Below are 24,405 nucleotides of genomic sequence, written 5' to 3' on the forward strand. Positions count from 1 at the left end.
GTCTCCCCTTCGAGACATATCGGCGGTGCTTGCAACGCCGTGTGCGGACCGTGTCGAACCGGACGCGTTACGCCCTTCGATCGAGGCGGGACGGGGATCAGGACGGATGCTGGTGGCGGACCTTCTCGGCGATCTGTCCCGGAACGGGCGTCCCGCAGTCCGTACACTTCCAGCTCCGCGTCGCGATTCCGGACTCCTTCTCGAGATCCTGCGCGAATTTCAACAGCGCGCCGCAGGTACATCGATAGGTCGTGCGGGTCATACTGAGGGGGTCGCCGCGTCGGTGGGTAAACGGTGTGCCAGCGATGGAAGCCGCAGGTGCTAATCGACCACGAACGACAACGCCTACGGTCGCGAGCCTCGAGAGGACACACAATGGCCGAAACGGACCATCGGATCCCGGTCGACGACGGCGAATCCGTCGCCGCCGTCCACCACGAGGCGCCCGGAGACGACTGGCTGGTCTTCTGCCACGGCTTTCTGAGCGACAAGTCGGGGAGCTACGAGCGACGCTGTCGGCGAGCGGTCGAACGGGGGTACAACGCCGTCCGGTTCGACTTTCGGGGCTGTGGCGAGTCCGACGGCGCGTTCGTCGACCAGACGCTCAGTTCGAAGCTCGCCGATCTGGCGGCCGTCGTCGAGTGGTTCGAACCGCCGTCGTACGTCCTGTTCGGCTCGAGTTTCGGCGGCAAGGTCGCGTTCCACGCCGCCGTGCGTGACGACCGAGTCGACGCAGTCGTCACCCGAGCACCCGTGACGTACAACCGCGTCTTCGACGAGTATCGGACGGTAGTCGAGCGCGAGGGCGAGTATCGGTTCGAGACCGGCGATCGAATCGATCGTCGGTTCTTCGACGATTTCGCACGGTACAGTTTCGATACCGTCGAACGCTCGCTCGACGTTCCGGTCGCGATCTTTCACGGCACGCAGGACGACTCCGTCGACGTGGCTCACAGCTTCGAGGCGGCCTCGCAGTTCGAGACGGACATGCTCCTCGAGACGTTCGCCACGGAGGGCCACCTGTTCTCGTCAGAAGCCGAAGAACGGCTCCTCGAGCGGACGTTTCACTGGCTCGAGACGCAGTGATCGCCGCATCACGATAAATCACATGTTGATATACCATTCTTTTCGGCCGCTCGAGCCGGTTTTCCCGTATCGATATCAGTCCCAAATCGCCACCGATCGGCCTCGAGAGCGGATTCTCTCGGTCAGAAAAACCGGACCGTTTTTCATAGCGTTGCCGGAACGAACAGGTAGCAGTGAGTGAGGATACCGATCTGTCGACAGTGCTCGCGGTGCTCGACGACGAGTACGCACGCAAAATCCTCACCCATACGAGCATCGAACCCATGTCTGCCAGTACCCTGAGTGACCGGTGTGATGCGTCCCTACCGACGATTTATCGTCGACTCGACCGCCTCGAGGAGTGCCAGCTTGTCACCGAAGAGACGGAGCTCGCACCCGACGGAAATCACTACAGCGTTTACAGCGCGAACCTCGAACATCTCGAGCTCTCCCTCGAGGACGGCTCGTTCGAACTCGAGGTAACGTATCGCGAGGAAGACGTCGCCGACAAGTTCACCCGTCTGTGGGAGGGGATGCGATGAGCCAGGACATCGTCCGGATCGACGAAGCGCCGTTGTTCGAACTCCTGACCGTAGCGACGCTCTTTCTCGTCGCGCTGTTCGGCACGGTCATCGCCTACCAGGCCTACCGCGGCTACCGTCGCAACGACGCGGGATCGATGCTCTATCTCGCTACTGGATTGCTCTTGCTAACGCTTTGTCCGTTCCTGATCAACGTCACGGTCACGACCATCGCCAGCCCGGGACAGGTCGTCACGGTCTTTCTCGAGAACGTGAGTCGACTTCTCGGACTGGTGGCGATCATGTACTCGCTGTACGGCCATCACTGAGTTGACGGCACGCTGGGTCCTACTGGCTGCAAAATCTGAGATGAGCGTCGGGTTCGTCGGGCCGAAGCGGGGGCGGGGACTGCTTCGTCGGAGAGACTGTCCGGACGACCGCGGGCCGGCACGTGATCGTCCGCCGGGGACAGCAGTTCGTCAGCGGAGTGGCACCGTTGGGATGATCGGTTCCGACGACACACGCCGTTCGGAGGGAGGAACCCTCCCGCTCCCTCCTTTCGACTAGCACGTAATAGTGATACGAGCGAATTTTCTGAGTCGGAAAATCCTCACGAGGGATCGACCCGGTCGCCTCGCATTCGAACCGTTCGTGATCGAGACGCGAGTGTCAACACGTTCTTCGTACCGCTCTCCGAGGGTTCGATATGCACTATCTCGTTGGCACGGCGTCCGTGCACACGACAGCAGCGATCTGTGACTACCTCGACGAGCGCGCAACGAGCAACGATGATGCCACGATCGTCGCCGTCGCACCGGCGGACGACCCGACGGCACGGCGGGACGCACAGGAGGCGTTGAACGTCGCTCCCGTCAGATTAGTTGCACTCGGTGACGTTGAAACGAAGCTTAGAACCGGCGACGAGCCTGTCCAAACGCTCCTCGAGACCGCAACGGAAGTCAACGCAGACGAGATACTGATCGCCGCTCACGACGGGCTCGCCGACGAGTCGACATCTGTCGAGTCGGCGACACGACGGCTGCTCGAGACGGCGTCGCTGCCGGTCGTCGTCGTGCCAGTCCCGGACGCGTAGACGAGTTCGAGGAGCGTCGAAATTTCCCTAGAAGGTGGGAAGAACCGTACTCATAATGACTGTGCAGGAAGTTGCAAGCATCAAAATAGTCAAATGATTGTCGGTAGCGAACGGCTACTTAATCGGCAGTCCCGCGAATCGCCGCTCGATGAGTGACGAGATTCCGTTGTTCGAAATTCCCTGGGACGAAGACGACGTCGCGAACGCCGTCGACTCCATTACGCGGGGTTCGTTCTGGGCGAACGGGCCGTACATCGAGGAGTTCGAGGACGGACTCGAGGGGTATCTGGGGGTCGAACACGCTGTGACCGTCAACTCGGGGACGACGGCACTGGTTGCCGCGCTAACGGCATACGGTATCGGCGAGGGTGATGAAGTGATCGTCCCCTCGTTTACGTTTATCGCGACTGCGAACGCCGTTCGACTCGTCGGCGCCACTCCGGTGTTTGCCGATATCGAGCGGGAGACGTACGGTCTCGACCCCGAACGCGTCGAGGCGCGGGTAACCGACGACACGGCGGCAATTTTACCGATCCATCCCTACGGCGCCGCCTGTGAGATCGGTCCTCTCGAGGAAATTGCCGCCGACGCGAGCGTCCCGTTGATCGAGGACGTCGCCGAATCGTTCGGGGCCGATTATCACGGCAGGGCGCTGGGGACGATCGGTGATGCGGCGATACTCAGTTTCTGCCAGAACAAGGTGCTGCCGACGGGCGAGGGTGGGGCCGTCGTCACCGACGACGACGATCTCGCTCGCCGCCTCGAGCGCTACCGCTCGCACGGTCGCGCCTCCTCTGAGTATTTCGACTCACCCGACAGCGGCGAATACACGGGCGTCGGGACGAACGTACGAATGTCGGACCTCGTGGCGAGTATCGGCTGTGCACAACTCGGGAAAGTCGAAGACCACATTGCGAACCGCCGGCGCGTGGCATCACGCCTGTCCGACAGTTTCGCTGCTGTCGACGGTGTCGATCCCCACGGAACTGCCGGTCGTGGACGCCACGTCTACCAGCTGTACACGGTCACGCTCGACGAACGGGTCGACCGAGACGCCGTTATCGATACCCTAACCGAGCGAGGGATTGCGTCGAAGGTGTACTGGGATCCGAGCGTTCACCTCACGCAAGCGTACCGTAGCGAGTACGGCTACGAATCGGGTGCGCTTCCCGTCACCGAAGAGATCGCGGGACGGGTCCTCTCGCTTCCAATTCATCCGGGACTACGCGACGACGAGATCGATCGGATCACAACCGGCGTCAGAGACGGTCTCGAGCGTGACAGGGCTACGGGTTCGGTTCAGTCAAATACGACGCAGAACTGATATTTCTCAGACCTGCTGCAGTCGACGAACTCCGACACACGTCACGACAACCTTCTATCAATATTAGCTGACTATCAATCCAACCGACCCATAACAAAGGGGAACGCTCTGGGTTGAGTGAATAGGCCGCGTCGGCGTCGGTACCGAGCCGACAGTAGCGGCAGTTGGAGTCGATACGTAATCATGAGATGGCCAGTCACAGCCGATTCGCGGATGTCGATCCGGACCGCACTTTCACGGATCGATCGATCCGAAGCAAGAGGTATCGTTCTCGTCAACGACGAGAACCAACTCGTTGGGACCGCGACCGACGAGCGACTCAGACAAAAGCTATTCGAGGGGGGGACACCAGATACGCCGGTTTCGGACGTGGTCAACGATGATCCAATTATCGTCGATACGAGCGGGAGTATCCGAACAGTGGAAGGGGCATCGAACGCTCTCGAGGGCGACGATCGAGTACAGCAGACAACCATCGCGCCCGTGGTCGACGGCGACGAACGAGTCACCGACGTCACGACGATCGAGCTGATCGACGACGTGACACGAGAAGTCGAGCCGAATTCGAACGCCGTCGACACGGTTCTCGTCGTCGGGGGGGCAGGATATCTCGGCTCGGTGCTCTGTCGGCAACTTCTCGAGGACGGGTTCGACGTTCGCGTGCTCGATCCGTTGATGTACGGCGACGCGGGCATCAGCAGGCTTCGCGACGACGATCGCTTCACCTTGTATCGAGGCGATGCCCGATCAATCGATACCGTTCTCGAAGCGATCGACGGGGTCGACGCCGTCATCCATCTCGGCGGCATCGTCGGCGATCCCGCTTCCGAGATCGATCCGGAGAAGACGCTCGAGTACAACCTCCACTCGACGCAGCTGCTGGCGTCGATCTGTAAGTACCACGGTATCAACCGCTTCGTTTTCGCTTCGACCTGCAGCGTTTACGGACGCTCCGAGACCGAAGCCGAGCGCCTCTGCGAGGAATCGCCACGAAATCCGGTCTCGCTGTACGCTCGGCTGAAGATTCAATCCGAGCGCGTGCTCCACGATCTCGCCGACGAGCACTTCTCGCCGACGATTCTCCGGATGGCAACGATCTACGGCCAGTCGCCGCGGATGCGATTCGATCTCGTCGGAAACATCCTGCCGGCCAAGGCCCATACTGAGGGAACGATCCCGGTGTTCGGCGGCGACCAGTACCGACCGAACGTCCACGTCGCTGACGCCGCTCGGGCGTACGTCGACTGTCTAACCGCGCCGATCGATGACGTTGCCGACACCGTCTACAACGTCGGGTCGAACCAGCAGAACTACCGGATCGACGAACTCGCGACCATCGTTGCCGACTGCTTCCCCGACGCTTCGATCGAGTACCACGACGAGCTCACGGACGAACGGAGCTATCGCGTGGAGTTCGAGAAGATCCGGACGGAGCTGGGATTCGAGCCCGAACGGACGGTACGCGACCACTGTCTCGAGTTGAACGAACAGTTTACGTCCAACGCGTACACCGATTATACGGCGACCAGATACAACAACTACGAGACGCTCGAACGGGCCCCGAGCTACGAGAACGCGGCCGCTATCCTCGACAGTCACGACCCGGTCTCGCGCGAGCAGACGCGTGAGACGCTTTCCTCGAAAGAAGTGTAGTTCTGACTGCTCGATCGCATAATCGACCATCCTCGACACCGACAGCCCGTGCAATCGAATTCCCGTCTCGGACCCGATCAGGAACGCTCGGGTGGACTCTCGCCCAGTTCGTCGGGCCCGTCGTACGCGTCACGGATCGATGTCGCGCACGACTCGGCATCCGGATTTCGGACCGACACGTCTCCGCCACCAGGAACCGTCGGCGTTCCGGCGTCGAAGAGTTCGATTCCCGAAATAACCGGGCCGTAGGCGAACGTTCCGAACTCCGTCGTCGCTGAGATCGTCCGCTCATCCTCGACCCTACCGACCGGTTCGGTGATCGTTCCGAGCTGCCCCCGCTCGTCCCACCAGAACAACGAAAGGAGCACCTCGGCTGCGGGTTCGGTGACCCGAACCGTCTCGCAGTCGACGAACTCCGCAGACGGCGACGACCTCGAGCCACCGTTTTCGCCGTCCACTCGGTCCAGATAACAGTCCTCGAACTGCGGATTCTCGACCCGTGCGTCTCCGAGCCCCGGGATTGCAGCCTCGCTCTCGAACAGTTCGACGTACTCGAGGACCGTCGACTCCGGCGAAAGGTCGAATTCGACGGTCGAGTCGATCGTTCGTTCACCGTCAACGCCGCCGACCGAATCGACGACCGTGCCCGTCTCTCCGTCGTCAGAGACGAAGGTCACACCGAGGAGGACGTCCTCGTACGTGCCAGTAATTTGGATCCGCGTACAGTCTCGGAACTCGACCGAAGCCTGTACCGACTCCTTGTCTCCAGTTTCTGGATCAGTTTCCATCCCGATCCACCCCTTCGAACGGGTTCCAGATCGGTCCCTGTTCGTTCCCGTTCTCACCGATCGACCGGTTTGCCGTCACTGAAACCGGAGTAGAGATGGTTTGCACGCAGGCGGCTATCGACGGTCGGCTCCGTCGTCGGTCGAATTCGGACATAGGCTCGCATTCTCGAGCGAACCCATCAAGCATTTGCCATCGACCGGTGAGTGTCAGGAAATCAGAGGTGGGGACGGCGATTGAATCAGTTTTCGGCAACGAAGCCATCGACAGCGTTTTTCAGTGGTCTCGCCCTGTTCGACCTTGTTCAGGTAGCTGAAATCCATAGTACGAGTCACAGAAAGCATCTGCCGTGGGTAATAGTGGGCAATACTTATTCAGCGGTAGGTCCAAGTCGGTAACATGACGAAAGTAGATGCTCGGGACCTACGAACTAACGAGACCGATGACCGAGGTCGAATCTATCTCGGAACGGAGTACGCGAACAAGCGTGTGACCGTCGCCGTCGTTGAGGTAGAGTCTGGCCATCCCAACGAAGATGAACTGGCTGCTGCGTACCGCGAGGCATCTGAGAGTGCGGAAGAGCTTGCAGAAGAGTGGGACGAAGCATCGGACGAGGCGTGGGACGGGCTGGATAAATGAGCGAGGTCTCGGAAATTCGTCGCGGCGACGTCGTTATCGTTCGGCTTGATCCTGCGGAAGGGCACAAAATGAAGAAAACTCGCCCTGTGGTAGTCGTCCAGAACGACGTTGGGAACAAAAACGCCAGTACGACAATCGTTGCACCTGCGACGGGAACGTACAGGGGCTACCCGTTCGAGGTTCTCGTCGAAGCAGCGGAGTCACCGTTCGAGAAAGATTCCTCGATTCGACTCGATCAAATTCGTGCCGTCTCCATCGAAAAACGGGTTCACTCGGTGCTTGGGAGTCTCGACAGAGAGTCGATGGAGGCAGTGGACGAAGCGTTGAAACTGAGTCTCGGACTGGACTGACGTATCTGCTGTGGTCTGAATAGTGCGTGCGTGTATCGATTGGCTCTTGTTAGACCCTTGTTTGCAGAACAGTTATAACTTCGACTATATGATCGAACAATATGTCCACACTTCGGTCTGCTCTTTTCGATTGGAACCCGAATCGAGTAACGAGAGTTGCTGTTAGCGGTATTGCAGTCTTCCTCGCAGTTCGATTCACTGATGGGTTACTGGTGGGGTTCGGAGTAGCAGTCGGGCTGGCTGTGGTACTCGATGTTCCGTGGTGGCTGTACGACCGATATGCGCAGTCAGAAAAGTGATGTACTCGCACGTGTAGTGTCCGCTAGCTCCGGTGATCGGTCACGGCTCATACACTTCGATACGAACCAACTAAACAGCAATCGGAAGATTTCTGAGTGCGGATCACGTGGTACACGCCCTCAAAACTCGCTTAGTGCTATCTACTATCCCTTTGCTCCACTTTATCCAGGCCGATAATATACATCACATGATTGCGTGCACTTTTCCGGTTTCCGAACGAGTGAACCGCAGAAGCTCAGCCATCCATTGATTCACTCAGTACCCATGCGGAGCGAACTCTTTCCGCGTTAGGTTCGCTTTGCTACCCTTGCGCAAAACTTCAATAAAAAGGCCATTTGCTCCCGGTGGTCGCTCGCGGGTGCTGCGCTTACAGTTCGACCACAGCGGTAACGCCTTCCTCTGAACGGATTACTGACGTTCATCCTCCGCGTCCTTCCAATGGCCGGACTCAACGTCGTGGATCTCTCCTTTCGCCTCGCGTTTGCCCGGCCAGAACGCAATCAAAAAGACTCCGATATAGAACAAAGCCAGCGCTGTTGTGACGACCAGGCCAGGGATTCCCGGAAGTTCCGCGGCCTCAGTCCACTGTGTTCCGGGGCTAAAAAGGGTGATCTTAGAAACCCAGGCGAGCCCGACGACAACAAACAGCAACGCGTACACCCGACGGACCCGACGAGACAGGGCTTCGAGGTATGAGACCTTGAATGTCGGCTGGCGAAGATCGTCACTGATCTCTTCTCTCCAATTTGAGTGATATTTGGCGTTTGCGGGATTGAAGGCGTTCGCAAAGATATTCTCCTCGACGAACCGGACTTGAGACCGCCACACATCGTAGAACCGATAGCGTCGGACTTCGAAAAAGAGGAACATACCCAGTAGTACCAGCCCGATCAACAAGAGGTACGCTGGCATATCCTCGCTTGAATACACGATCGAGAGCAAGGCGGCAATCAGGGTGATTGCCCAGTCGGTTGTTCGGTCGAGGCGATCCTGTGCGCTTACCGACTGACTCACACTACCTCGATAAAAGTGCGGGAGGAGCGAAAGGAATTCCTCCCGATCAGTGCCGGCATCGGTCGCAACCTCTTCATCTTGAGCATCGAGTCGATCGGCTGTCTCGTCCATGTCAATTGTACTCATCCGACCGGGATAACGTTCTCTACGTGCTCAATATAGTTAGATAACTATCATTCTCTCTGTCATACCTTTCAGTGCCAGTCTATAAATTCTATCATGAGAAACATCCATCGGAATAATAACGATGATGTGCCGGATGTATCTTCTGGGCCTTGTTTAGATGTTCCCCAGGGTAGTCCTGACAACATCCAGAGAGACAAATCCCTGACTACCTTTACTGAGCAATATATCCATTATTTCACAAAACGATACTAGCTACTCTCTTGACGGCTCTGGTCAGTCAGCACAAACGTAGTGGGGGGACAGTTCCGGTACCTACTATCAGCTTGTAGTGGTGTGCGCTACCTCTTATCACGCTGCTCTACTTTGTTCAGTTCGATCAACAGTCGGAAGATCGCCTTTACAAGATTGTCGTCGACGTCGAACTGTTTTGCGTTGGCTCCCGCGCGTTCCATTACCTGCTGTTCTTGTTTCTCGTCGGTCGTCGGCAGATTCTGCTCGTCTTTGACCTGTGCGATCGTATCCGCGACGTACGTTCGCTGCGCGATCAGTTCGACGATTTCGCGATCGATCGTCTGGATCTCCTCGCGCAGTTCGTCGAGGCTCATCTCGTCCGGTGTTCGCTCCGTCTCGCCGCCGTCGGTGGCTGTCTCTGGGTCTCGAGTCATGTCACTTGTGCTCCGTCTGTCCGCGTCCGCAGTAATCGTGTCGTTCCATCCCGTTCCGCCCACCGCTCTCGAACCGTCTCGAGCGTGTCCCGGTCGCCGACGGCGACGTAACTCGGGCCGGTTCCCGACAGCGAGACGCCGGTGACGTCGGGCAGGGCGTCGATCATCGGGCCGGTCGAAAACTCGAGGGCGCCACAGAAGGCGAAGCCGTTGACGGTCATCGCCTCGCCGTAGCGGCCGTCGAGGGCGAGTTCCGCGACGAGATCGGCCATCGGGGCGATCCGCTCGCAGGCCGAGACGTCGGCGTCGGCGCTGAAGGACTGTTCGGGCGGGGTGTACACGAGCGCAAACCAATCCACTTCCTCGCGAGCGAGCAGTTCGTCGCCCAAATTGTCGGTGACCGTCACACCGCCGAGCATGCTCGCGCTGGCGTCATCGAACGCACCCGTAACTGTGACGCCGGCGTCGCGGGCCGCACGGACACCCAGTCGACAGGCGTCGATTCGCTCGACCGTACCGACGATCTCGAGGGCATCGAGCGTCGCGAGCACGGTCGCGTTCGCCGCGGCGCTCGAACTTTTCAGCCCCGACGCCATCGGCACCTCGCTCTCGGTTCGGACGCGAGCGCCGACGGCTGATCCGTCCAGTCCCGCGGTCTCGGCGTACTCGTCGATCGTCAGTTCGGCACAGCGCTCGACGAGCACCGTATCGGCGTCGGGCTGGCCGGCGATTTCGGCGTCGATACTCCCGTCGGTCGTGAGTTCGACGGTGGCTGTCGTCTCGAGGTCGATCGCGAACGCAGCGCCGGTCCCGGTTGCGAGCGCGTTGAGAACCGTTCCGGCTGCTGGGGCGACGGCGCGGCCGTCCATACAACAACCGACTCAGAGCGCGTATTTACGGCTGACGGTCTCGACGATTCTCTCCGCGGCCCTCGGCCGAGTGAGACGCAGGCGAGAGCCGGTTCGATAGTAACGCGAGCGCCAGAACGGACCGTTTTTCCGGGAACCTGCCCAATGGACGAATAATGAGCGTTCGCAGCAACGTCGCACCCAGTACGATCGGGGTCGACTTCGTCGAGGGTGGCGTCGTCGTCGAGTATCTCGACGGCCGAGACGTCTTCTATCATGGCCCGCCAAAGCCCGTCGAAGAGTCGATCAAGACCCCGCCGGGGAAGGAGGTCCACGTCCTCGTCACCGACCCCGACGGGATCGAGGGCGTCATGACCTACGTCAACGACCACAATACTCACGACGACATCCTCGAGTCGACCGGCGTCGGCCGCGTAATGCTCGAGGGAGACGACGAGGAGGTCCTGTTCCCGGGCGTGACCGTCTCGACGGAAGCATACTCGATCCGCGTCGATGCCGACCTCTCGCTGGTCGACGGCCGCGTGTTCGTCTTCGCTGAGGACGAACTCAGCGAGCACGCCTACGAACTCGTCGCCCACGCCAAGCACGCCGATAGCGAGGGCGAACGTGACGGCACCGATACCGAGCGTGATGAACCGGACGAGAGTGCCGAGACCGACGGCACCGAGTGGGGATAACGCGATGCCGCTACAGAAACCCTGGCGCGACCTCGACCGCAGGACGGTCGCCAGCGCACCCGAACGACCTGGCGTGTACGAACTCGCCGATTCGTCGGGGACGGTTCAGTCGGTCGGACACGGCGTCCTCCGGGACGAACTCAAGACGGCGCTCGCCTACGGCGACGGCGAGCGCGTGCGGTGGACGGAAACCCACACGCTCGAGCAGGCTCAGGAACTAGCTGTCGATCACCGCGACCGACTCGAGTGATCGTCGGCCGATCCGCCGAACGACGCGCCGACCCGGAAACGCGCCGAGCTATTGGATGTACGACGGTTCGCTGTCGTCACACCGCTGCTCGTGCTCCGAGGCGTCCGATTTCTCGTCGAACAGTAGCCCGCAGGTCTCACACTCCCACCACGTGGCGTCGTCCCGCTCGGTCTGGACTACCATACCCGACAGTTCACGACGAACGACAAAGGCGTTTCTTCGAGGTGACTAGGTGTTCGACGCGGTGAGGCGACGAGCGAGAGCGTGCTTTGAATCCGAAGACGGCCCCGACGTAACGGGGGACGCTCAGGCGTCGAGCTCCGTGAGCTCCTCGACTTCCGGGATTTTCTCGCTGGCGGTGGTGATCTGTCGCATTCGCTGTTCGTGTTTGTGATAGGCGTACTCGGAGAGATCGGACGGGCTCGGACCGGGACCGCCTTCGGAGCTGGCACCGTCGTCGCTGGTCAGACTCTTCTGGACGAGCGGAACCAGTTCGCCGACCGTCTCGCGGAGGAGGTCGGCCTCGACGTCGCCGTCGATTACGAGCGACTTGAGTTGTGCCATCCCGAACCCGACGTGGCGTCCCTCGTCGCTGCGGATCAGTTTGAGTCCCTCGACCAGTCCCGGCAGATCGGGGAGGTCGGGTTCGTTCTCGCCGTAGGCGAGCGTGAGTCCGTAGTAGCCCGTTTGCGCCAGAATGCCCTCGATCGTCAGGTGGTAGTGACAGTGGGCCTTCGCGCGGTTTTCGGGCGAGTCGTCCTCGAGAAGGCGGTCCATCGCCCGCTCGTTGCGCTCGAACAGTTCGTCGTAGGGCTCGTTGAACCACTTCTCGTCGGTCGGCGAAGACAGCTCCTGACCGCGCCGCTTCTCTTCGGCGTGCACCACCTCGCGCCAGTAGCGGTCGAAGAAATCCGTGTGTTTCGACTCCTCGTAGAGCTGGGTGGTGAGGAACATCTGGTCGCCGATATCATCTAGGACGACCGCGAGCGGCGCGAGATCCTCCGTCACCGACTCCTCGCCGGCGCCGAACAGCGCGAGCGACTGTTTGAGCCCTTCGAACGCCGGCTCCGGAAGTTCGGCAGCGCCGTCGAGATCGGCCTCGAGGTCGATCTCGTGAGGATCCCAGTGTTTCTCGACGGCGTTTCGGTAGTAGTTGTGCGAGCGCACCGTCGTGTCGAGTTGCGTTTCGGGTTGTGGCTGGCTATCGGTTGCCATCGTTGGGCAGACCTACCGGCAGAATCCACATGAATTTGTATCTCATAGAGGAGGGTGTTTAAGTAATCGAAGCTGAATCTGGTGCCATGGGACTCATTGCAGAGTTTCGAGTGACGTCACTCGACCTCCCGTTGACGAACGCAGTAGCGGCCGTTCCGTCGGTCACGGTCTACATCGAACGGATCCTCGTCATCGACCCCGACCGTCCCGTAGCGCTCTGTCGAGTCGTCGACGAACCTGACGACGAATTTCGCGACGCACTGGCGGACGATGCGACGGTCGCAGGGGCCGTGACGCTGGACGAGTACGACGGGAACGCGCTGTATCGGATCGAACTCCGCGATCCGCCGGTGCCGATATACCGGAAATTCATCGAGTTGGGCACCACCCCGCTCGGCAGTATCGTGACCGTCGACGGCTGGTGGAGTCGGTCCCGATTTCCGGACCGAGAAGCGCTCGCGGAGTACCGCGAGTTCTGTATCGAACGCGGCGCCACGTTCCAACTCGAGCGACTGAGTCGGGAATCGACGGCCGACGATCCGCCGTTCGGACTCACTCGCGAGCAGTACGAAGCGCTAACCGCGGCCCGCGACGCGGGCTACTTCGCGGTCCCGCGGGAGGCGTCGACCGCGGAGATCGGGGACGAACTGGGGATTTCGGGACCCTCAGCGTCCGAACGGATTCGACGGGGGATCGATCGAGTGCTCGAGAACGGGCTGTAAGTGACTCGATTTCGGAACCGACTGACAGGACAATTCTCAAGACGGCCCGCGCGAAAGGAACGAGTATGAGCCAGTCGGATTCGGACGGCGTTTCGCTGACGGTTCGGGCCGCCGAAAAGCGAGACGCGGGGCGAGGGGTCGCACGGATCCCGGAGATCGCACGTCGGCAACTCGGCGTGTTGAGCGGCGACACCGTCGTCATCGAAGGCGAGAAGACGACCGTCGCGAAGATGTGGCCGGCGGACTCGTCGGTTCCGGAGAACGTCATCCAAATCGACGGCGACACCCGGGCGAACGCCGGCGCACACGTCGGTGATACGGTGGCCGTTCGAACGAAGGACACGTCGACGATCGCCGAAGCGAACCGGGTCACGCTCGCCGCACCGTCGTCGTTCACCGACACCCAGCGTGGCAGTGCAGAGCGGGAGGCGGCCAAAACGCTTCGAAACCGGCCGGTCCGTGCGGGCGAGCAGATCCGAATCGAGGGTCTCGGACAGGAGCCGTTCAGAGTCACCGACACCGATCCCGGCGGCGACGTTCGGATCACGAGTACGACCACGATTCGAATCGCCGGCGGCGGTTCGAAGACGGCTCGACAGGGATCCTCGAGCACCACCCGAAGCGCCGACGGGAATGCCGCCAGTGCCGGCGAAAGCGGCAGTAGCGGCGGAGCGAGTGGAGCGGCGGACGGTCAGCCACCCGGAACGACCGAGGCGGAACCCACCTCCGGAGTCACGTACGAGGACATCGGCGGACTGGATGAAGAACTCGAACTCGTCCGCGAGATGATCGAACTCCCGCTCTCGGAGCCGGAACTGTTCCGACGGCTCGGCGTCGAGCCGCCTTCCGGCGTCTTACTCTACGGGCCGCCGGGAACCGGGAAGACGCTGATCGCTCGCGCGGTCGCAAACGAGGTCGACGCCAACTTCGAGACGATCTCCGGGCCGGAGATCATGTCGAAGTACAAAGGCGAGTCCGAGGAGCGACTCCGCGAGGTGTTCGAACAGGCCGAGGCGAACGCGCCGACGATCATCTTCTTCGACGAGATCGACTCCATCGCCGGCACGCGCGACGACGACGGCGACGCCGAAAACCGGATCGTCGGCCAACTGCTGACGCTGATGGACGGACTCGACGCTCGCGGCGAGGTGATCGTCATCGGCGCGACGAATCGGGTCGACGTGATCGATCCGGCGCTCCGTCGCGGCGGGCGCTTCGATCGCGAGATTCAGGTCGGCGTCCCTGACGTGGAAGGGCGCAAAGAGATCCTCGAGGTCCACACTCGCGGGATGCCGCTCGACGACGACGTGAGCGTCGACGCCATCGCTCGACGCACGCACGGGTTCGTCGGCGCCGATCTCGACGCCGTCGCGAGCGAGGCTGCGATGGCCGCGATTCGGGACCGACCAACCGAGTCCGACGAACGCGACGACTGGAACGAGAGCCCGACGGTAACGAAGGCCCACTTCGACAGCGCGCTCGCCGCCGTCGAACCCTCGGCGATGCGGGAGTACGTCGCCGAATCGCCGAACACGGACTTCTCGAACGTCGGCGGGCTCGAGGATGCTAAACAGATCCTTCGAGAATCCGTCGAGTGGCCGCTGACGTACGATCGGCTGTTCGAGGAGACGAATACCGACCCACCCTCCGGCGTCTTGCTCTACGGCCCACCCGGGACGGGGAAAACGTTGCTCGCACGCGCACTCGCGGGCGAAACCGACGTTAACTTCGTCCGCGTGGACGGCCCGGAGATCATCGACCGCTACGTCGGCGAGAGCGAGAAGGCGATCCGCGAGGTGTTCGAGCGCGCCCGACAGTCCGCACCCTCGATCGTCTTCTTCGACGAGATCGACGCGATCACGGCCGCGCGCGGAGAGGGCCACGAGGTGACCGAACGCGTCGTCTCGCAGCTCCTGACCGAACTCGACGGGATGCGGGAGAACCCGAACCTGGTGGTGCTCGCGGCGACGAACCGCAAGGACCAGATCGACCCCGCCCTGCTCCGTCCAGGACGGCTGGACACGCACGTGCTGGTCGACGAACCCGATCAGGCGGCCCGCGAGAAGATTCTCGAGGTCCACACCCGCGGGAAGCCGCTGGACGACGATATCGACATCTCGGCGCTGGCCGCCGAGTTGGAGGGGTATACGGGTGCGGACCTCGAGGCGCTCGTTCGGACGGCCTCGATGAAGGCGATCCGCGAGGTCGCCAGCAAGTACGATCCCGACGAGGCGAACGAGAAGGCGGACGAGGTAGTTATCGAGCGACGGCATCTGGAGGCGGCGCGGGAGAACGGGAAGCCGACCCGGTGAGAATCGAGTAGTCCGACGAAGCACAGCACAGAAGAACCACACACCACTCCGTTGCTACTGAGGTTTAAATACGAATAGTCGGCCAGTGGCCGCATGGATTGGGAGACACCGGCCGACGCGTGGTACGTCTGGCTGGCCGTCAGCATCGTTAGTGTGGGACTCGCCGGTCTCGTACTTGGGCTCCCAGCGGGCCCGCCGCCGGACGCGAATCAGGCCGCGAACACGATCGACCGTGTGGCCGGGACCGCGCACGACGCCAGCGCGACGTACGGCCACGACGCCGCGGAAGTCAAATTCGAGGGACCCACCGTCTCGCTTCGAAACGAACACGGGACCGCTCGCTCGAGTCTCGCCTACGGAACTGTCGTTCCCGTCGCAGGGAACGAACGGCTCGAGGCGATCGCTCGCGGTGAATCGATCGAATCAGCATACGGCGACGTCGTCGAGACCGATCGACAGGACGTCGAGGGCGAGTTCCTCGCCGATCTCGTCGAGGCACACGACGAGACCGACGGCGAGTGGACTCCCGCAGACGGTGAACTGGCCGTTCGAACGCTCGAGGTCGAGGCGGAAGCGGGAACGACCGTCGAGACTGCCGGTTCCATCGACCGGGCCGAAAACGTCTCCAGAAGCTTCGAGTCCACGGCTGCCACCGAAGCGACGGTTCGCTACACGACCGCATCGGGAACCGAGATCGAAGTCGTGCTCACCGGATTCGAGTACGCCGGCCACGGAAATCGAGATTTCGACGACGTCGAACACGGCGGTGACAACGAGTTGCTGGTGACCGAAAGCGAGACGGATACCGCGGACGGCTCGCAAACCGATTTCGAGGTGCCCATTCTCTCGGAGCCAGGAGAAAACCAGAACGCGCTCGTCTACCCCATCGCCGTCGGGGTTTACACCGACGGCTCCCTCGAGTGCGACGGTCGGCTCGAGAGCAGTCACGGGTTCGCAGATATCTGCGAGGGTGGATCGATCACAGCCGACATCGCCAGCGACGCTGCGGAGATAGCGCAGGACGCCCAATCGGGTGAGTACCGTGTCACGCTCGTCACCGCGTAAGGACCGGAGCGCACGGCGTAACCGGCACACCGAACGGGGTGTCAGTACGGTCGTAGACGTTGCGATGGCACTGTTGCTCGTCAGCGCGAGCGTGCTCCTGATCGGAGCCTATCTTCACGCGGCGGACGACGACCGCGACGAAACCCGCGCCGACAGAACGGTCGAGACGCTGGCTGCAGTGACGCTCAGCGTCGAATACGATCTCGAGGGCGTCGATCCGGTCGACGAGCGCGACGGCAACTACACCCGAACCGACTACGGCTCGGCGACCGGGCTGCTAGCCGACGCGGCCGTCACGAATCTCCACATCGACGGCGAGCGGATACTACCATACGGTGACGACTTCGAAGACGCCGTCGACGCCTCTACGGCGAGCGCTCTCCTCGGGGCGAACCACGAGTTCTACGTCGTCGCCGAGTGGGAACCCTACGACGGCGCGGCGATCAACGGCACGGCGACGGCCGGCGAGCGCCCGCCGCCGAACGAGGACGTCTCGAGTCGCACGATAACCGCCTCGAGTGACCTTCCAGCCGTCGAGGAAGCCGATCTGTCCACCGAGTCTGGCGAGCCCAACGACGCGCTCGAAACCGCCGGAGCAGCCATCGGTGCAGCGATTATCGAGGGCTACCTTCCGCCCGAATCAACCCAGCGAACGCTCGAGAGTCAGGGGCTCTCGCGGGAACTCACGGTTTACCACTACGAACGGTTGGTCGCCCCACTAGAGTACGAGTTCAGCGAGGAGACGGATTCCGACGACGAGAACCCACTCAATCGAAGCGAGGCCGACGCGCTCGAGGCGAACGAGCGAGTGCTCTACGGCTCCGACGGCGGAAGTGAACCAGACACCAACGCGAGCGGGCTCGCAGACTGGATCGCGAGCGATCTGGAAATCGCCTTCGCGGACGAACTCGAGACGATCGACGAGGACTCCGATGATGACGCCGAGCGAGACGAAGCGATCTCCGCATTGCTCGCCGACGAGGTATCGACTGACGACGTGACGATCACCGTCCAAACGTGGCAACCATGAGCGGACGGCCAAGAACCGTCTCGCTCGCGACGGACGACCGGGCGCGGATCCCATTCGCGCTGCTCGCGGTCCTCCTGCTCGTCAGCAGTATCTCGATCGTCGCCGTACTCGAGTCCAGAGACCGTCCGGAGGTCGAAATCGATCAGGGACTCGCGGTCGACAGGGCCGAATCGATCGCGACCGGAGAAGTTCGTCACGCGGTCGTCCGTGCGACGGACGACGCCGCCAGCGCACCGGTCAGTTCGACGGACGGCGCCGACGCGGCGTTCGCCGATGCGGTCGATTCCGACGACGTGTTCGAGCAGTATCTCGCGCTCCGTATCTACCGCGACGTCGCGGTATCGCTCGCCAGCGCCGAGCAGGAGATCGGCCACGACCGAACCGCGGTCGCGTCGGTCGAACGGCTCGACTGGGACGACGGCGACGACCTCGAGGACGCCATCGATCGGATCGATCTCGAGCAAACGGACGACGACGTGCTCACCGTCACGGTCGAAGACGTCGAACTCACCGTCGAGCACGACGACCGGGAGACCGTCAGTGAACGGCGTGATATCACGGTCTCGGTGGGAACGAACGCCCTCGAGTTACACGATCGGACGGGCGAGTTCGAGGACCAACTCGAGACCGGCTTCTTCGAGGCCGACGAGTTCTACGACGGGTTCGGTCGCTACTTCGCGGCGCGAATGTACTCCTACGTCTGGGGGAAGGCGTACTACGATCGCCTCGTGAGCAGCGATCGAACGTTTCACAATCTCACGCCGAACGACCACACAGAGGTGATGGCGAACGACGCCGTCTTCGCGCTGCAGGAGGCCTCGTTCGGGACGGCAGATCCGTACGAAGATCGCGCGACGTTCCTGCCGACGGTCTGCATGGCGAACGACCTCGCCTCGGAAGCGGGCGATATCGACCTCGACGAACTCCTGGGCGAGCAACTTGGCGACGAGATCAACGAGTCGGATAGTGTCTGTGATAGCGACCTGGTCGACAGCGAGGGAGAGATCGATTATCCGGAGCCGCCGACGATCCAAGAGATCGTCCTCACGCTCCTCGAGGACAACGTCGACACCGACGTCGAGATTCAGGCCCACCCGTTCGCCGATATCGCATACATGGAGCTGGTCGCGGGGCTCGCGATGGACGACGTCGAATCCGAGTTCAACGACTCACTCGAGGGCCACGAGCGGTTCAGCGACGTCTACCTCGAGGACTACTTCACCGACGAGCCGGCGAATCAGGGCGCGGCGGACGCCGTCGACGGGCTCGAGGATCAGTTGGCCGATCTCGAGGAACTAATCGACGAGACCGCACCCGAGAGCGATCTGACGGACGACAGTATGGAGAGCATCTACGACGTCGAGATCGACACGAGCGAAACGGGGCCGACCAAACACAGTCAGTTGCCTCGGACGGAGCGACCGGGCGAGAACTGGTCTCGAGTCGACCGCAGCTATACGACCAGCGGCGGCGACGCCAGCGTTTCGATCGACGTCGTCTCCGACGACGGGACCGGGTTCGACGATCGGCAGCTCGCCGAAATCGACCTTGAGTACGAGACCGATGTCAGAGTGAGCGAAACGTGGCAGCACGACGATGAGACGATCGTCGATCCGATAACGAACGTGACGATCCCCCTCGAACAGGTTCGAACGAACTGGAAACGGCCGGTAACGTACAGCTCAAGCTACGAGATCGACGCTGCTCTCGCAGAGGACGTCGACGCCGAACGTGATTCCCGAGGGCTCGAGTCTCCGTTCAGTACCGATTCGTGGAACGAGTCGTACGGTTTCGTCGGCAACTTCGACGATATCGAAACGGATGCCGTCGGCGAAACGTTCGATCTCGATGCGACGTCAGTGGGTGCACAGGAACGCGAACTCGAGGACGAGATCGAAGGCGCAAGCCGGTCGATCGTCACGGAAAGTGACCTCGAGCGCGCGATTCCGTACGCGAACGATCCGGATGTCGACGTCGAACCGCGGGACAGAACCCTGCTCTACGACTGGGTGATCGGCGAACTCAACCGAACTCACGAAGCGGTCGTAACGTCGGTTGCACCCCACGAGACCGACCTCTGGAGTATGCTCGAGCAGCCGAGTCCACTCGGCGAGGTCGAAGACAACGTTCGAAGCGTCGAGGACGAACTCGTCTACGAGAACACGACGGGACGCTACGAGAACACCGCCGATGTACTTCGGGCCGAAGTCCGGAAACAGTACTTCGAGGCGATCTACGAGCACATCGAGACGGTCGAAGGTTATCACGAGGAGACGATCGACGGCGGTGCCGGGATGGTCGACGACCTGCTCGGTGGGCTACTCGACGCCGGAAACGACCTGCTCGGCGCGCCGCTGGAGTTCGTCGAGTCGATGCTCGATCCCGAAAACCGACCCGAAGACGCACGGGCACCAGGTCCGGACTCGGACCTGCTAGAAGCAACCAGTTATCAGGTCGAAGCTTCGCCAACGTACCTGTCACTCGAGACCGTCAACCGAACCGACGTCCCTGCAGTCCGTCCGGAAGGGGGAGCGCTGCTCGAGACCGACCCGACGAGCGAACACGCGTCGCTGGGGACTGGCTACTTCGACGCCGTCGGCTTCCCGGGACTGCCGCTTCTGCCCGTTCCGTCGCTGTCGTTTCTGCAACTCGATGTCTACTCTCTCGAAGTGCAGGGCGAGTACGCTCGCTTCGAGGTTCGGGCGAACAGCGGCGATCCCGCGGCCAGCGACGAAACGGCGTACGTACGTCAGGACAAGGAGGTCTCCCTCGAGACGCCCCCGTGGGCGGATCAGGACGAACTCGCGGTCGGCTCCGTCGAGCCGATCGGCTTCGAGAACCGCCTCGTCGTCCCGGTCATCGTCCCGAGTCCCCAGTTGCTCCCACGAGGGACGCCCGGCGTCGGCGATATGTGGCAGTCGACGACCCTCGACGTCCCTCGCGAGGAGTGTTCGACGGCGTGGAACGATGTGGGCGCGAGCTTCGAGCCGGACGAACGAGACGGACCGGCGGACTGCATCTCGGACGAAATCGACGCCGCGTTGCCGGTTGCTGACTGAGGCGGATCCGATCCCACAGCGAGTGCAGGGTGCACTCGGCTGCCGAGCGAAATCGGTTTACCCGCACCGCCGTTAGGCCCCGCCAGTGACCGACGAACGCGCTTCGGAAACGGCTGGCGACGAGACGCAGGGGTTCGGCGATTCAGCGCCCGAAGCGAGCGACGAAACTGCCGAAGACGAGCAGGAGGACGGCCAGTTCACGCTGGCGGACTTTCACGACGCATCTCAGGAGGCCGGACGCCCGGTTCTCACCGCCGCAGCCGTCGCCCGGACGCTCGAAATCACGATTGAAGAGGCACGCGAGGCGCTCGCGGATCTGGCCGGCCGCGGCGACGTCGAACGCCTCTCCGTCGAGACGGATCCCGTCGTCTGGTATCCCAGCGAACTCGAGGATCTCACCGATCGCGAGCGGGTCGTCGTCTTCCCGAAGCGTCGCGAGATCATCGTCGATCGACCGGATCAGTTCACGCGCGCACAGCTCTCCCAGTTCGCCCACCTCGCGGACGGCAACGGCGAACAGGGGTACCGATACGTCGTCAGGCCGGAGGATATCTGGCAGGCACCCCACGATTCGTTCGACACTCTCGCGCGAACGATGCGACAGGCGCTCGGCCAGCGCTCGGAGGCTCTCGAAGAGTGGGTCCACAGCCAGTGGGATCGCGCCCACCAGTTCAGATTGACCACCCACGAGGAGGGGTACACCGTCCTCGAGGCGAAGAGCCCGGAGATCATGGGGAACGTCGCCCGCCAGAAACTCGACGAGGAACACGTCCACGCGCCGATTTCGGACACCGAGGACTGGGTTCGTGAGGGGGCGGAAGCCGCCATCAAACGGCTCCTCTACGAGGCCGGCTACCCAGTCCAGGACCACCGCGACCTCGAGTCCGGTGAGGACCTGCCGATCGACCTCGAGATTTCGCTTCGCGACTACCAGCAGACGTGGGTGGATCGCTTCGCGGAGGGCGGCGAGGGGGTCTTCGTCGGCCCACCGGGGAGCGGGAAGACCATCGCCGCGATGGGCGCGATGGCCCACGTGGGTGGCGAAACGCTCGTGCTCGTCCCGAGTCGGGATCTGGCAAGACAGTGGGCCGACGCGATCGAGGAGTACACCTCGCTCGAGCCCCACCAGATCGGCCAGTACCACGGCGGTCGAAAGGAGGTCCGGCCGGTGACGATCGCGACCTACCAGATCGCAGGCATGGACCGCCACCGCTCGCTGTTCGACGACCGCGAGTGGGGACTCGTCGTGTTCGACGAGTGCCAGCACGTCCCCTCGGACGTCTACCGGCGGAGTACCCACCTGCAGTCCCGTCATCGACTGGGTCTCAGCGCCAGCCCAATCCGGGAAGACGACCGCCAGACCGAGATCTTCACCCTCGTCGGGCCGCCCATCGGCACCGACTGGGAGGCGCTGTTCGAGGCCGGCTTCGTCGCCGAACCCGAACTCGAGATTCGCTACGTCCCGTGGGGCGACGAGGAACAGCGAAACGCCTACGCCTCCGCGGACGGCCAGGAGCGCTACCGCATCGCCGCGAAGAATCGAGGGAAGGTCGACGACGTTCGGTATCTGCTCTCGGCTCACCCCGACGCGAAGGCGCTTGTCTTCGTAGACTACTTAGCGCAGGGACGAGACGTCGCGGCCGCACTCGACGTTCCCTTCCTCAGCGGTGAGACGCCCCACCACGAGCGACGACGGCTGCTCGAGGAGTTCCGGCGGAACGAACGCGACTTGCTGGTCATCTCGCGCGTCGGCGACGAGGGGATCGACCTCCCCACTGCGGACCTCGCCATCGTCGCCTCCGGGCTTGGCGGCTCTCGCCGGCAGGGCACCCAGCGCGCCGGCCGAACGATGCGGCCCGCCGGCGGGGCGCTCGTCTACGTGCTCGCCACTCGCGGCACGCGCGAGGAAGATTTCGCGCGAAAACAGCTCCAACATCTCGGCCGCAAGGGGATGACGATTCGCGAGCAGACGGTCGAGGCGAGCGGCGAGAGCGACGAGTCCGAATCCGACGAGTAACAGACGAAAGTGCCGACGGACTACTCCTCGCGGGCCTCGAGAATCTCGTCGATCAACCCGTCCGTATCGGCGGCCGCGAGTCGAAACGCGGCGTCGTAGAACTCCCGGCCGGTCAAGTCGCGGACGTCGTGTTCGGTCCGCAGCTGTGCGTCCACGAGCGCGCGGGCGTCCTCGAGACCGTCGAGCGTTTCGGGCCGGACGTAGACCGTCTTCTTCTCGGTCGCATCGAAGGGGAACGCGGTCGGATCGTCGGCGTCACCGTCGGCCGAGTCGTCGGAATCTGATCCCGTCTCGCTCTGCTCGGTATCTTCGTCCGATTCGGCGTCCGCCTCGACTGACTCGTACGCTACTTCGGTAGTCGGTTCGTCATCCCCAGTCGAATCGTCCGCGGTCGACGACTCAGTATCGGAATTCGGAACCTCGTTCGAGTCCTCGCCTTCCGGGTCCTCGCCCTCGACGGCCTCGCTCAGCCCCGCGAACCGGTTGTCCTCAGGCATCGGCGACACCTCCGCGCTCGACGGCCGCAGCCAGTTCATCCAGTCGGTCCAGCATGTCGTTTTCGGGGTCGTACTCGGCGAGCGGGACGCCCTCGCGCCACGCTCGCTTGAAGGCGATCCGTTCCCGAATCCCCGGCCCAGGCGAGTCCGAATCGTCGAAGTGGGCCGAACGGGCGAACGCCGGGAGGTACTCGCCGAACTGGGACTCCTCCAAGTCGCCGATGATCCGCTTCTCCTCGTTGTCGCCGGCCAGCGAGTTCGGAACGATCGCGAGGATGTCGAGGTCGATCTCCTTGCGAATCGGGCCGATCTGCTGGGTGTACATCCGCTCGAAACCGCTCACGCTGGGTTCGCTCATCCGCAGCGGGACGATGACGTTCTGCGTCGAAATGAGCGAGGCGTCGGCGAGCGGGCCGAGATTCGGCGGCGAGTCGACGACGACGTAGTCGTACTCGTCGCCGAGCACGGGATCGACGATCTCGTTTCTGATCCAGAGTTCGCCGAAGGTCGCGCTGCGGATGCTGTTCTCGACGCTATCGAGATCCTCGTGAGCGGGGAGCACGTCGAACGAATTCGTCGAGTGAATTACGTCCTCGAGCGTCGTGTCGGTTCCGTCCTCGAGGACGTCACCGATGTGTACGTCGCTCGAGTAGGCATCACTCAGACCGACGCCTTCGGTAGCGTTGCCCTGCTGGTCCAGATCGACGAGCAGGACGTCGTTGTCTCGGTTGGCGAGTCGTTCAGCGAGGTTGATCGCGAGGGTCGTCTTGCCGACGCCGCCTTTCTGGAGGGCGACGCTGACGGCGCGTGGGGATTTCGTCATTCGTGGGTACACCTCCGTCGCCGTGTCGACCGTCCGAACGTCGAAGACCGCCTTCGAGGTTCGAACAGTCCACACCGTGTACACAGTGTCGAATTCGAACACGGTTTGCAACGTTCGAACGGTTCGTCGAGCGGCCGAGTCGGCGCGCGCTCCGAGCGATCGATCGCACGAAGCGAACGGCCGACGACAAGCGAACGGTGCAAACTGTGTTGAGTGTTCGAGCCGTCCGAACGGTTCAAACGGTGTAGAATGTTTGCACAGTGTGAAGATTGAGCTCCTCTAGCGGCCGATCGTGCGACCGACCGTTCGAACAGTGTTCGGGGTGTGAACCGT

At 62.2% G+C, this 24,405-nt stretch carries 26 protein-coding genes; 17 read left to right on the forward strand and 9 right to left on the reverse strand.

Annotated elements, in window-relative coordinates; genetic code table 11:
* Window positions 1-97: 97 nt before the first annotated feature.
* Window positions 98-262 (reverse strand): hypothetical protein, encoded by a 165-nt coding sequence (locus ACSFDB_RS19890; protein WP_440772638.1) that lies wholly within the window; start codon window positions 260-262, stop codon window positions 98-100.
* A gap of 113 nt (window positions 263-375) precedes the next feature.
* On the opposite strand from ACSFDB_RS19890, the gene ACSFDB_RS19895 reads away from it, so the two are divergent.
* The 6 genes from ACSFDB_RS19895 to ACSFDB_RS19920 all read left to right on the forward strand — a co-directional run bounded on the left by ACSFDB_RS19895 (window position 376) and on the right by ACSFDB_RS19920 (window position 5,656).
* The gene (locus ACSFDB_RS19895) at window positions 376-1,086 is read left to right on the forward strand and encodes an alpha/beta hydrolase family protein (protein ID WP_440772639.1); all 711 of its coding nucleotides are present in this window, start codon (window positions 376-378) and stop codon (window positions 1,084-1,086) included.
* 173 nt (window positions 1,087-1,259) lie between these two features.
* A complete protein-coding gene (locus tag ACSFDB_RS19900) occupies window positions 1,260-1,607 on the forward strand; it encodes an ArsR/SmtB family transcription factor (RefSeq protein ID WP_006091105.1) in 348 nt (115 codons plus the stop codon).
* The gene (locus ACSFDB_RS19905; RefSeq protein WP_090311506.1) at window positions 1,604-1,915 is read left to right on the forward strand and encodes a DUF7521 family protein; all 312 of its coding nucleotides are present in this window, start codon (window positions 1,604-1,606) and stop codon (window positions 1,913-1,915) included. Before ACSFDB_RS19900 ends, ACSFDB_RS19905 begins: the two co-directional genes overlap by 4 nt.
* Window positions 1,916-2,292: 377 nt before the next feature.
* The gene (locus ACSFDB_RS19910) at window positions 2,293-2,679 is read left to right on the forward strand and encodes a universal stress protein (RefSeq protein ID WP_440772640.1); all 387 of its coding nucleotides are present in this window, start codon (window positions 2,293-2,295) and stop codon (window positions 2,677-2,679) included.
* 148 nt (window positions 2,680-2,827) lie between these two features.
* Window positions 2,828-4,003, forward strand: coding sequence for a DegT/DnrJ/EryC1/StrS family aminotransferase (locus ACSFDB_RS19915; RefSeq protein WP_440772641.1), 1,176 nt, complete (start codon window positions 2,828-2,830; stop codon window positions 4,001-4,003).
* A 213-nt stretch (window positions 4,004-4,216) separates the two neighbouring features.
* On the forward strand, window positions 4,217-5,656 hold the full coding sequence (locus tag ACSFDB_RS19920) for an NAD-dependent epimerase/dehydratase family protein (protein ID WP_440772642.1): 1,440 nt from the start codon (window positions 4,217-4,219) through the stop codon (window positions 5,654-5,656).
* Window positions 5,657-5,733: 77 nt separating this feature from the next.
* Here the strand turns inward: ACSFDB_RS19920 and ACSFDB_RS19925 are convergent, their stop codons facing one another.
* Window positions 5,734-6,444, reverse strand: a complete 711-nt coding sequence (locus ACSFDB_RS19925) for a hypothetical protein (RefSeq protein ID WP_440772643.1) — start codon at window positions 6,442-6,444, stop codon at window positions 5,734-5,736.
* 397 nt (window positions 6,445-6,841) lie between these two features.
* Between ACSFDB_RS19925 and ACSFDB_RS19930 the strand changes: the two genes are divergently transcribed.
* The 3 genes from ACSFDB_RS19930 to ACSFDB_RS19940 all read left to right on the forward strand — a co-directional run bounded on the left by ACSFDB_RS19930 (window position 6,842) and on the right by ACSFDB_RS19940 (window position 7,730).
* Window positions 6,842-7,081: a hypothetical protein gene (locus ACSFDB_RS19930; protein ID WP_440772644.1), complete on the forward strand. Its 240-nt coding sequence runs from the start codon at window positions 6,842-6,844 to the stop codon at window positions 7,079-7,081.
* Window positions 7,078-7,431, forward strand: a complete 354-nt coding sequence (locus ACSFDB_RS19935) for a type II toxin-antitoxin system PemK/MazF family toxin (RefSeq protein WP_440772645.1) — start codon at window positions 7,078-7,080, stop codon at window positions 7,429-7,431. The genes ACSFDB_RS19930 and ACSFDB_RS19935 overlap by 4 nt, the downstream gene beginning before the upstream one ends.
* A gap of 101 nt (window positions 7,432-7,532) precedes the next feature.
* The gene (locus ACSFDB_RS19940; protein ID WP_440772646.1) at window positions 7,533-7,730 is read left to right on the forward strand and encodes a hypothetical protein; all 198 of its coding nucleotides are present in this window, start codon (window positions 7,533-7,535) and stop codon (window positions 7,728-7,730) included.
* Window positions 7,731-8,139: 409 nt separating this feature from the next.
* Here ACSFDB_RS19940 and ACSFDB_RS19945 read toward each other — a convergent pair whose 3' ends face one another.
* The 3 genes from ACSFDB_RS19945 to ACSFDB_RS19955 form a co-directional block, all read right to left on the reverse strand.
* Entirely contained in the window at window positions 8,140-8,856 is a 717-nt protein-coding gene (locus tag ACSFDB_RS19945) for a DUF2270 domain-containing protein (protein ID WP_440767331.1), read from the reverse strand.
* A gap of 353 nt (window positions 8,857-9,209) precedes the next feature.
* Window positions 9,210-9,536, reverse strand: coding sequence for a chorismate mutase (locus ACSFDB_RS19950; protein WP_440772647.1), 327 nt, complete (start codon window positions 9,534-9,536; stop codon window positions 9,210-9,212).
* The gene (locus tag ACSFDB_RS19955) at window positions 9,533-10,405 is read right to left on the reverse strand and encodes a shikimate kinase (protein WP_440772648.1); all 873 of its coding nucleotides are present in this window, start codon (window positions 10,403-10,405) and stop codon (window positions 9,533-9,535) included. The genes ACSFDB_RS19950 and ACSFDB_RS19955 overlap by 4 nt, the downstream gene beginning before the upstream one ends.
* A gap of 155 nt (window positions 10,406-10,560) precedes the next feature.
* On the opposite strand from ACSFDB_RS19955, the gene ACSFDB_RS19960 reads away from it, so the two are divergent.
* Both ACSFDB_RS19960 and ACSFDB_RS19965 read left to right on the forward strand, forming a co-directional pair.
* Window positions 10,561-11,082: a DUF5796 family protein gene (locus tag ACSFDB_RS19960; protein WP_440772649.1), complete on the forward strand. Its 522-nt coding sequence runs from the start codon at window positions 10,561-10,563 to the stop codon at window positions 11,080-11,082.
* 4 nt (window positions 11,083-11,086) lie between these two features.
* Window positions 11,087-11,332, forward strand: coding sequence for a DUF7508 domain-containing protein (locus ACSFDB_RS19965; protein ID WP_440772650.1), 246 nt, complete (start codon window positions 11,087-11,089; stop codon window positions 11,330-11,332).
* 48 nt (window positions 11,333-11,380) lie between these two features.
* Here ACSFDB_RS19965 and ACSFDB_RS19970 read toward each other — a convergent pair whose 3' ends face one another.
* Both ACSFDB_RS19970 and ACSFDB_RS19975 read right to left on the reverse strand, forming a co-directional pair.
* Window positions 11,381-11,515, reverse strand: coding sequence for a DUF7128 family protein (locus ACSFDB_RS19970; protein WP_440772651.1), 135 nt, complete (start codon window positions 11,513-11,515; stop codon window positions 11,381-11,383).
* A 123-nt stretch (window positions 11,516-11,638) separates the two neighbouring features.
* Window positions 11,639-12,547, reverse strand: a complete 909-nt coding sequence (locus ACSFDB_RS19975; RefSeq protein ID WP_440772652.1) for a ribonucleotide-diphosphate reductase subunit beta — start codon at window positions 12,545-12,547, stop codon at window positions 11,639-11,641.
* Between the two features lie 86 nt (window positions 12,548-12,633).
* Between ACSFDB_RS19975 and ACSFDB_RS19980 the strand changes: the two genes are divergently transcribed.
* The 6 genes from ACSFDB_RS19980 (at window position 12,634) to ACSFDB_RS20005 (ending at window position 22,752) form a co-directional block, all read left to right on the forward strand.
* Window positions 12,634-13,269 carry a helix-turn-helix domain-containing protein gene (locus ACSFDB_RS19980; RefSeq protein ID WP_440772653.1) on the forward strand — a complete coding sequence of 212 codons (636 nt, stop codon included), beginning with the start codon at window positions 12,634-12,636 and terminating at the stop codon, window positions 13,267-13,269.
* A 65-nt stretch (window positions 13,270-13,334) separates the two neighbouring features.
* Window positions 13,335-15,581, forward strand: coding sequence for an AAA family ATPase (locus tag ACSFDB_RS19985; RefSeq protein WP_440772654.1), 2,247 nt, complete (start codon window positions 13,335-13,337; stop codon window positions 15,579-15,581).
* A gap of 93 nt (window positions 15,582-15,674) precedes the next feature.
* Complete coding sequence (locus tag ACSFDB_RS19990) at window positions 15,675-16,646, forward strand: DUF7283 family protein (protein WP_440772655.1); 972 nt, start codon at window positions 15,675-15,677, stop codon at window positions 16,644-16,646.
* Window positions 16,647-16,710: 64 nt separating this feature from the next.
* Window positions 16,711-17,676, forward strand: coding sequence for a DUF7284 family protein (locus ACSFDB_RS19995; protein ID WP_440772656.1), 966 nt, complete (start codon window positions 16,711-16,713; stop codon window positions 17,674-17,676).
* Window positions 17,673-20,735 (forward strand): DUF7286 family protein, encoded by a 3,063-nt coding sequence (locus ACSFDB_RS20000; protein WP_440772657.1) that lies wholly within the window; start codon window positions 17,673-17,675, stop codon window positions 20,733-20,735. The genes ACSFDB_RS19995 and ACSFDB_RS20000 overlap by 4 nt, the downstream gene beginning before the upstream one ends.
* A gap of 85 nt (window positions 20,736-20,820) precedes the next feature.
* Window positions 20,821-22,752, forward strand: a complete 1,932-nt coding sequence (locus ACSFDB_RS20005) for a DEAD/DEAH box helicase family protein (RefSeq protein ID WP_440772658.1) — start codon at window positions 20,821-20,823, stop codon at window positions 22,750-22,752.
* A 20-nt stretch (window positions 22,753-22,772) separates the two neighbouring features.
* Here the strand turns inward: ACSFDB_RS20005 and ACSFDB_RS20010 are convergent, their stop codons facing one another.
* Together ACSFDB_RS20010 and ACSFDB_RS20015 are read right to left on the reverse strand one after the other, a co-directional pair.
* The gene (locus tag ACSFDB_RS20010) at window positions 22,773-23,249 is read right to left on the reverse strand and encodes a DUF7970 domain-containing protein (RefSeq protein ID WP_440772659.1); all 477 of its coding nucleotides are present in this window, start codon (window positions 23,247-23,249) and stop codon (window positions 22,773-22,775) included.
* Window positions 23,242-24,072, reverse strand: coding sequence for a ParA family protein (locus ACSFDB_RS20015; RefSeq protein ID WP_440772660.1), 831 nt, complete (start codon window positions 24,070-24,072; stop codon window positions 23,242-23,244). Before ACSFDB_RS20015 ends, ACSFDB_RS20010 begins: the two co-directional genes overlap by 8 nt.
* Window positions 24,073-24,405: the final 333 nt, after the last annotated feature.

The sequence above is a fragment of the Natronorubrum amylolyticum genome (assembly GCF_052040145.1).
In the GTDB taxonomy this organism is placed as follows: domain Archaea; phylum Halobacteriota; class Halobacteria; order Halobacteriales; family Natrialbaceae; genus Natronorubrum.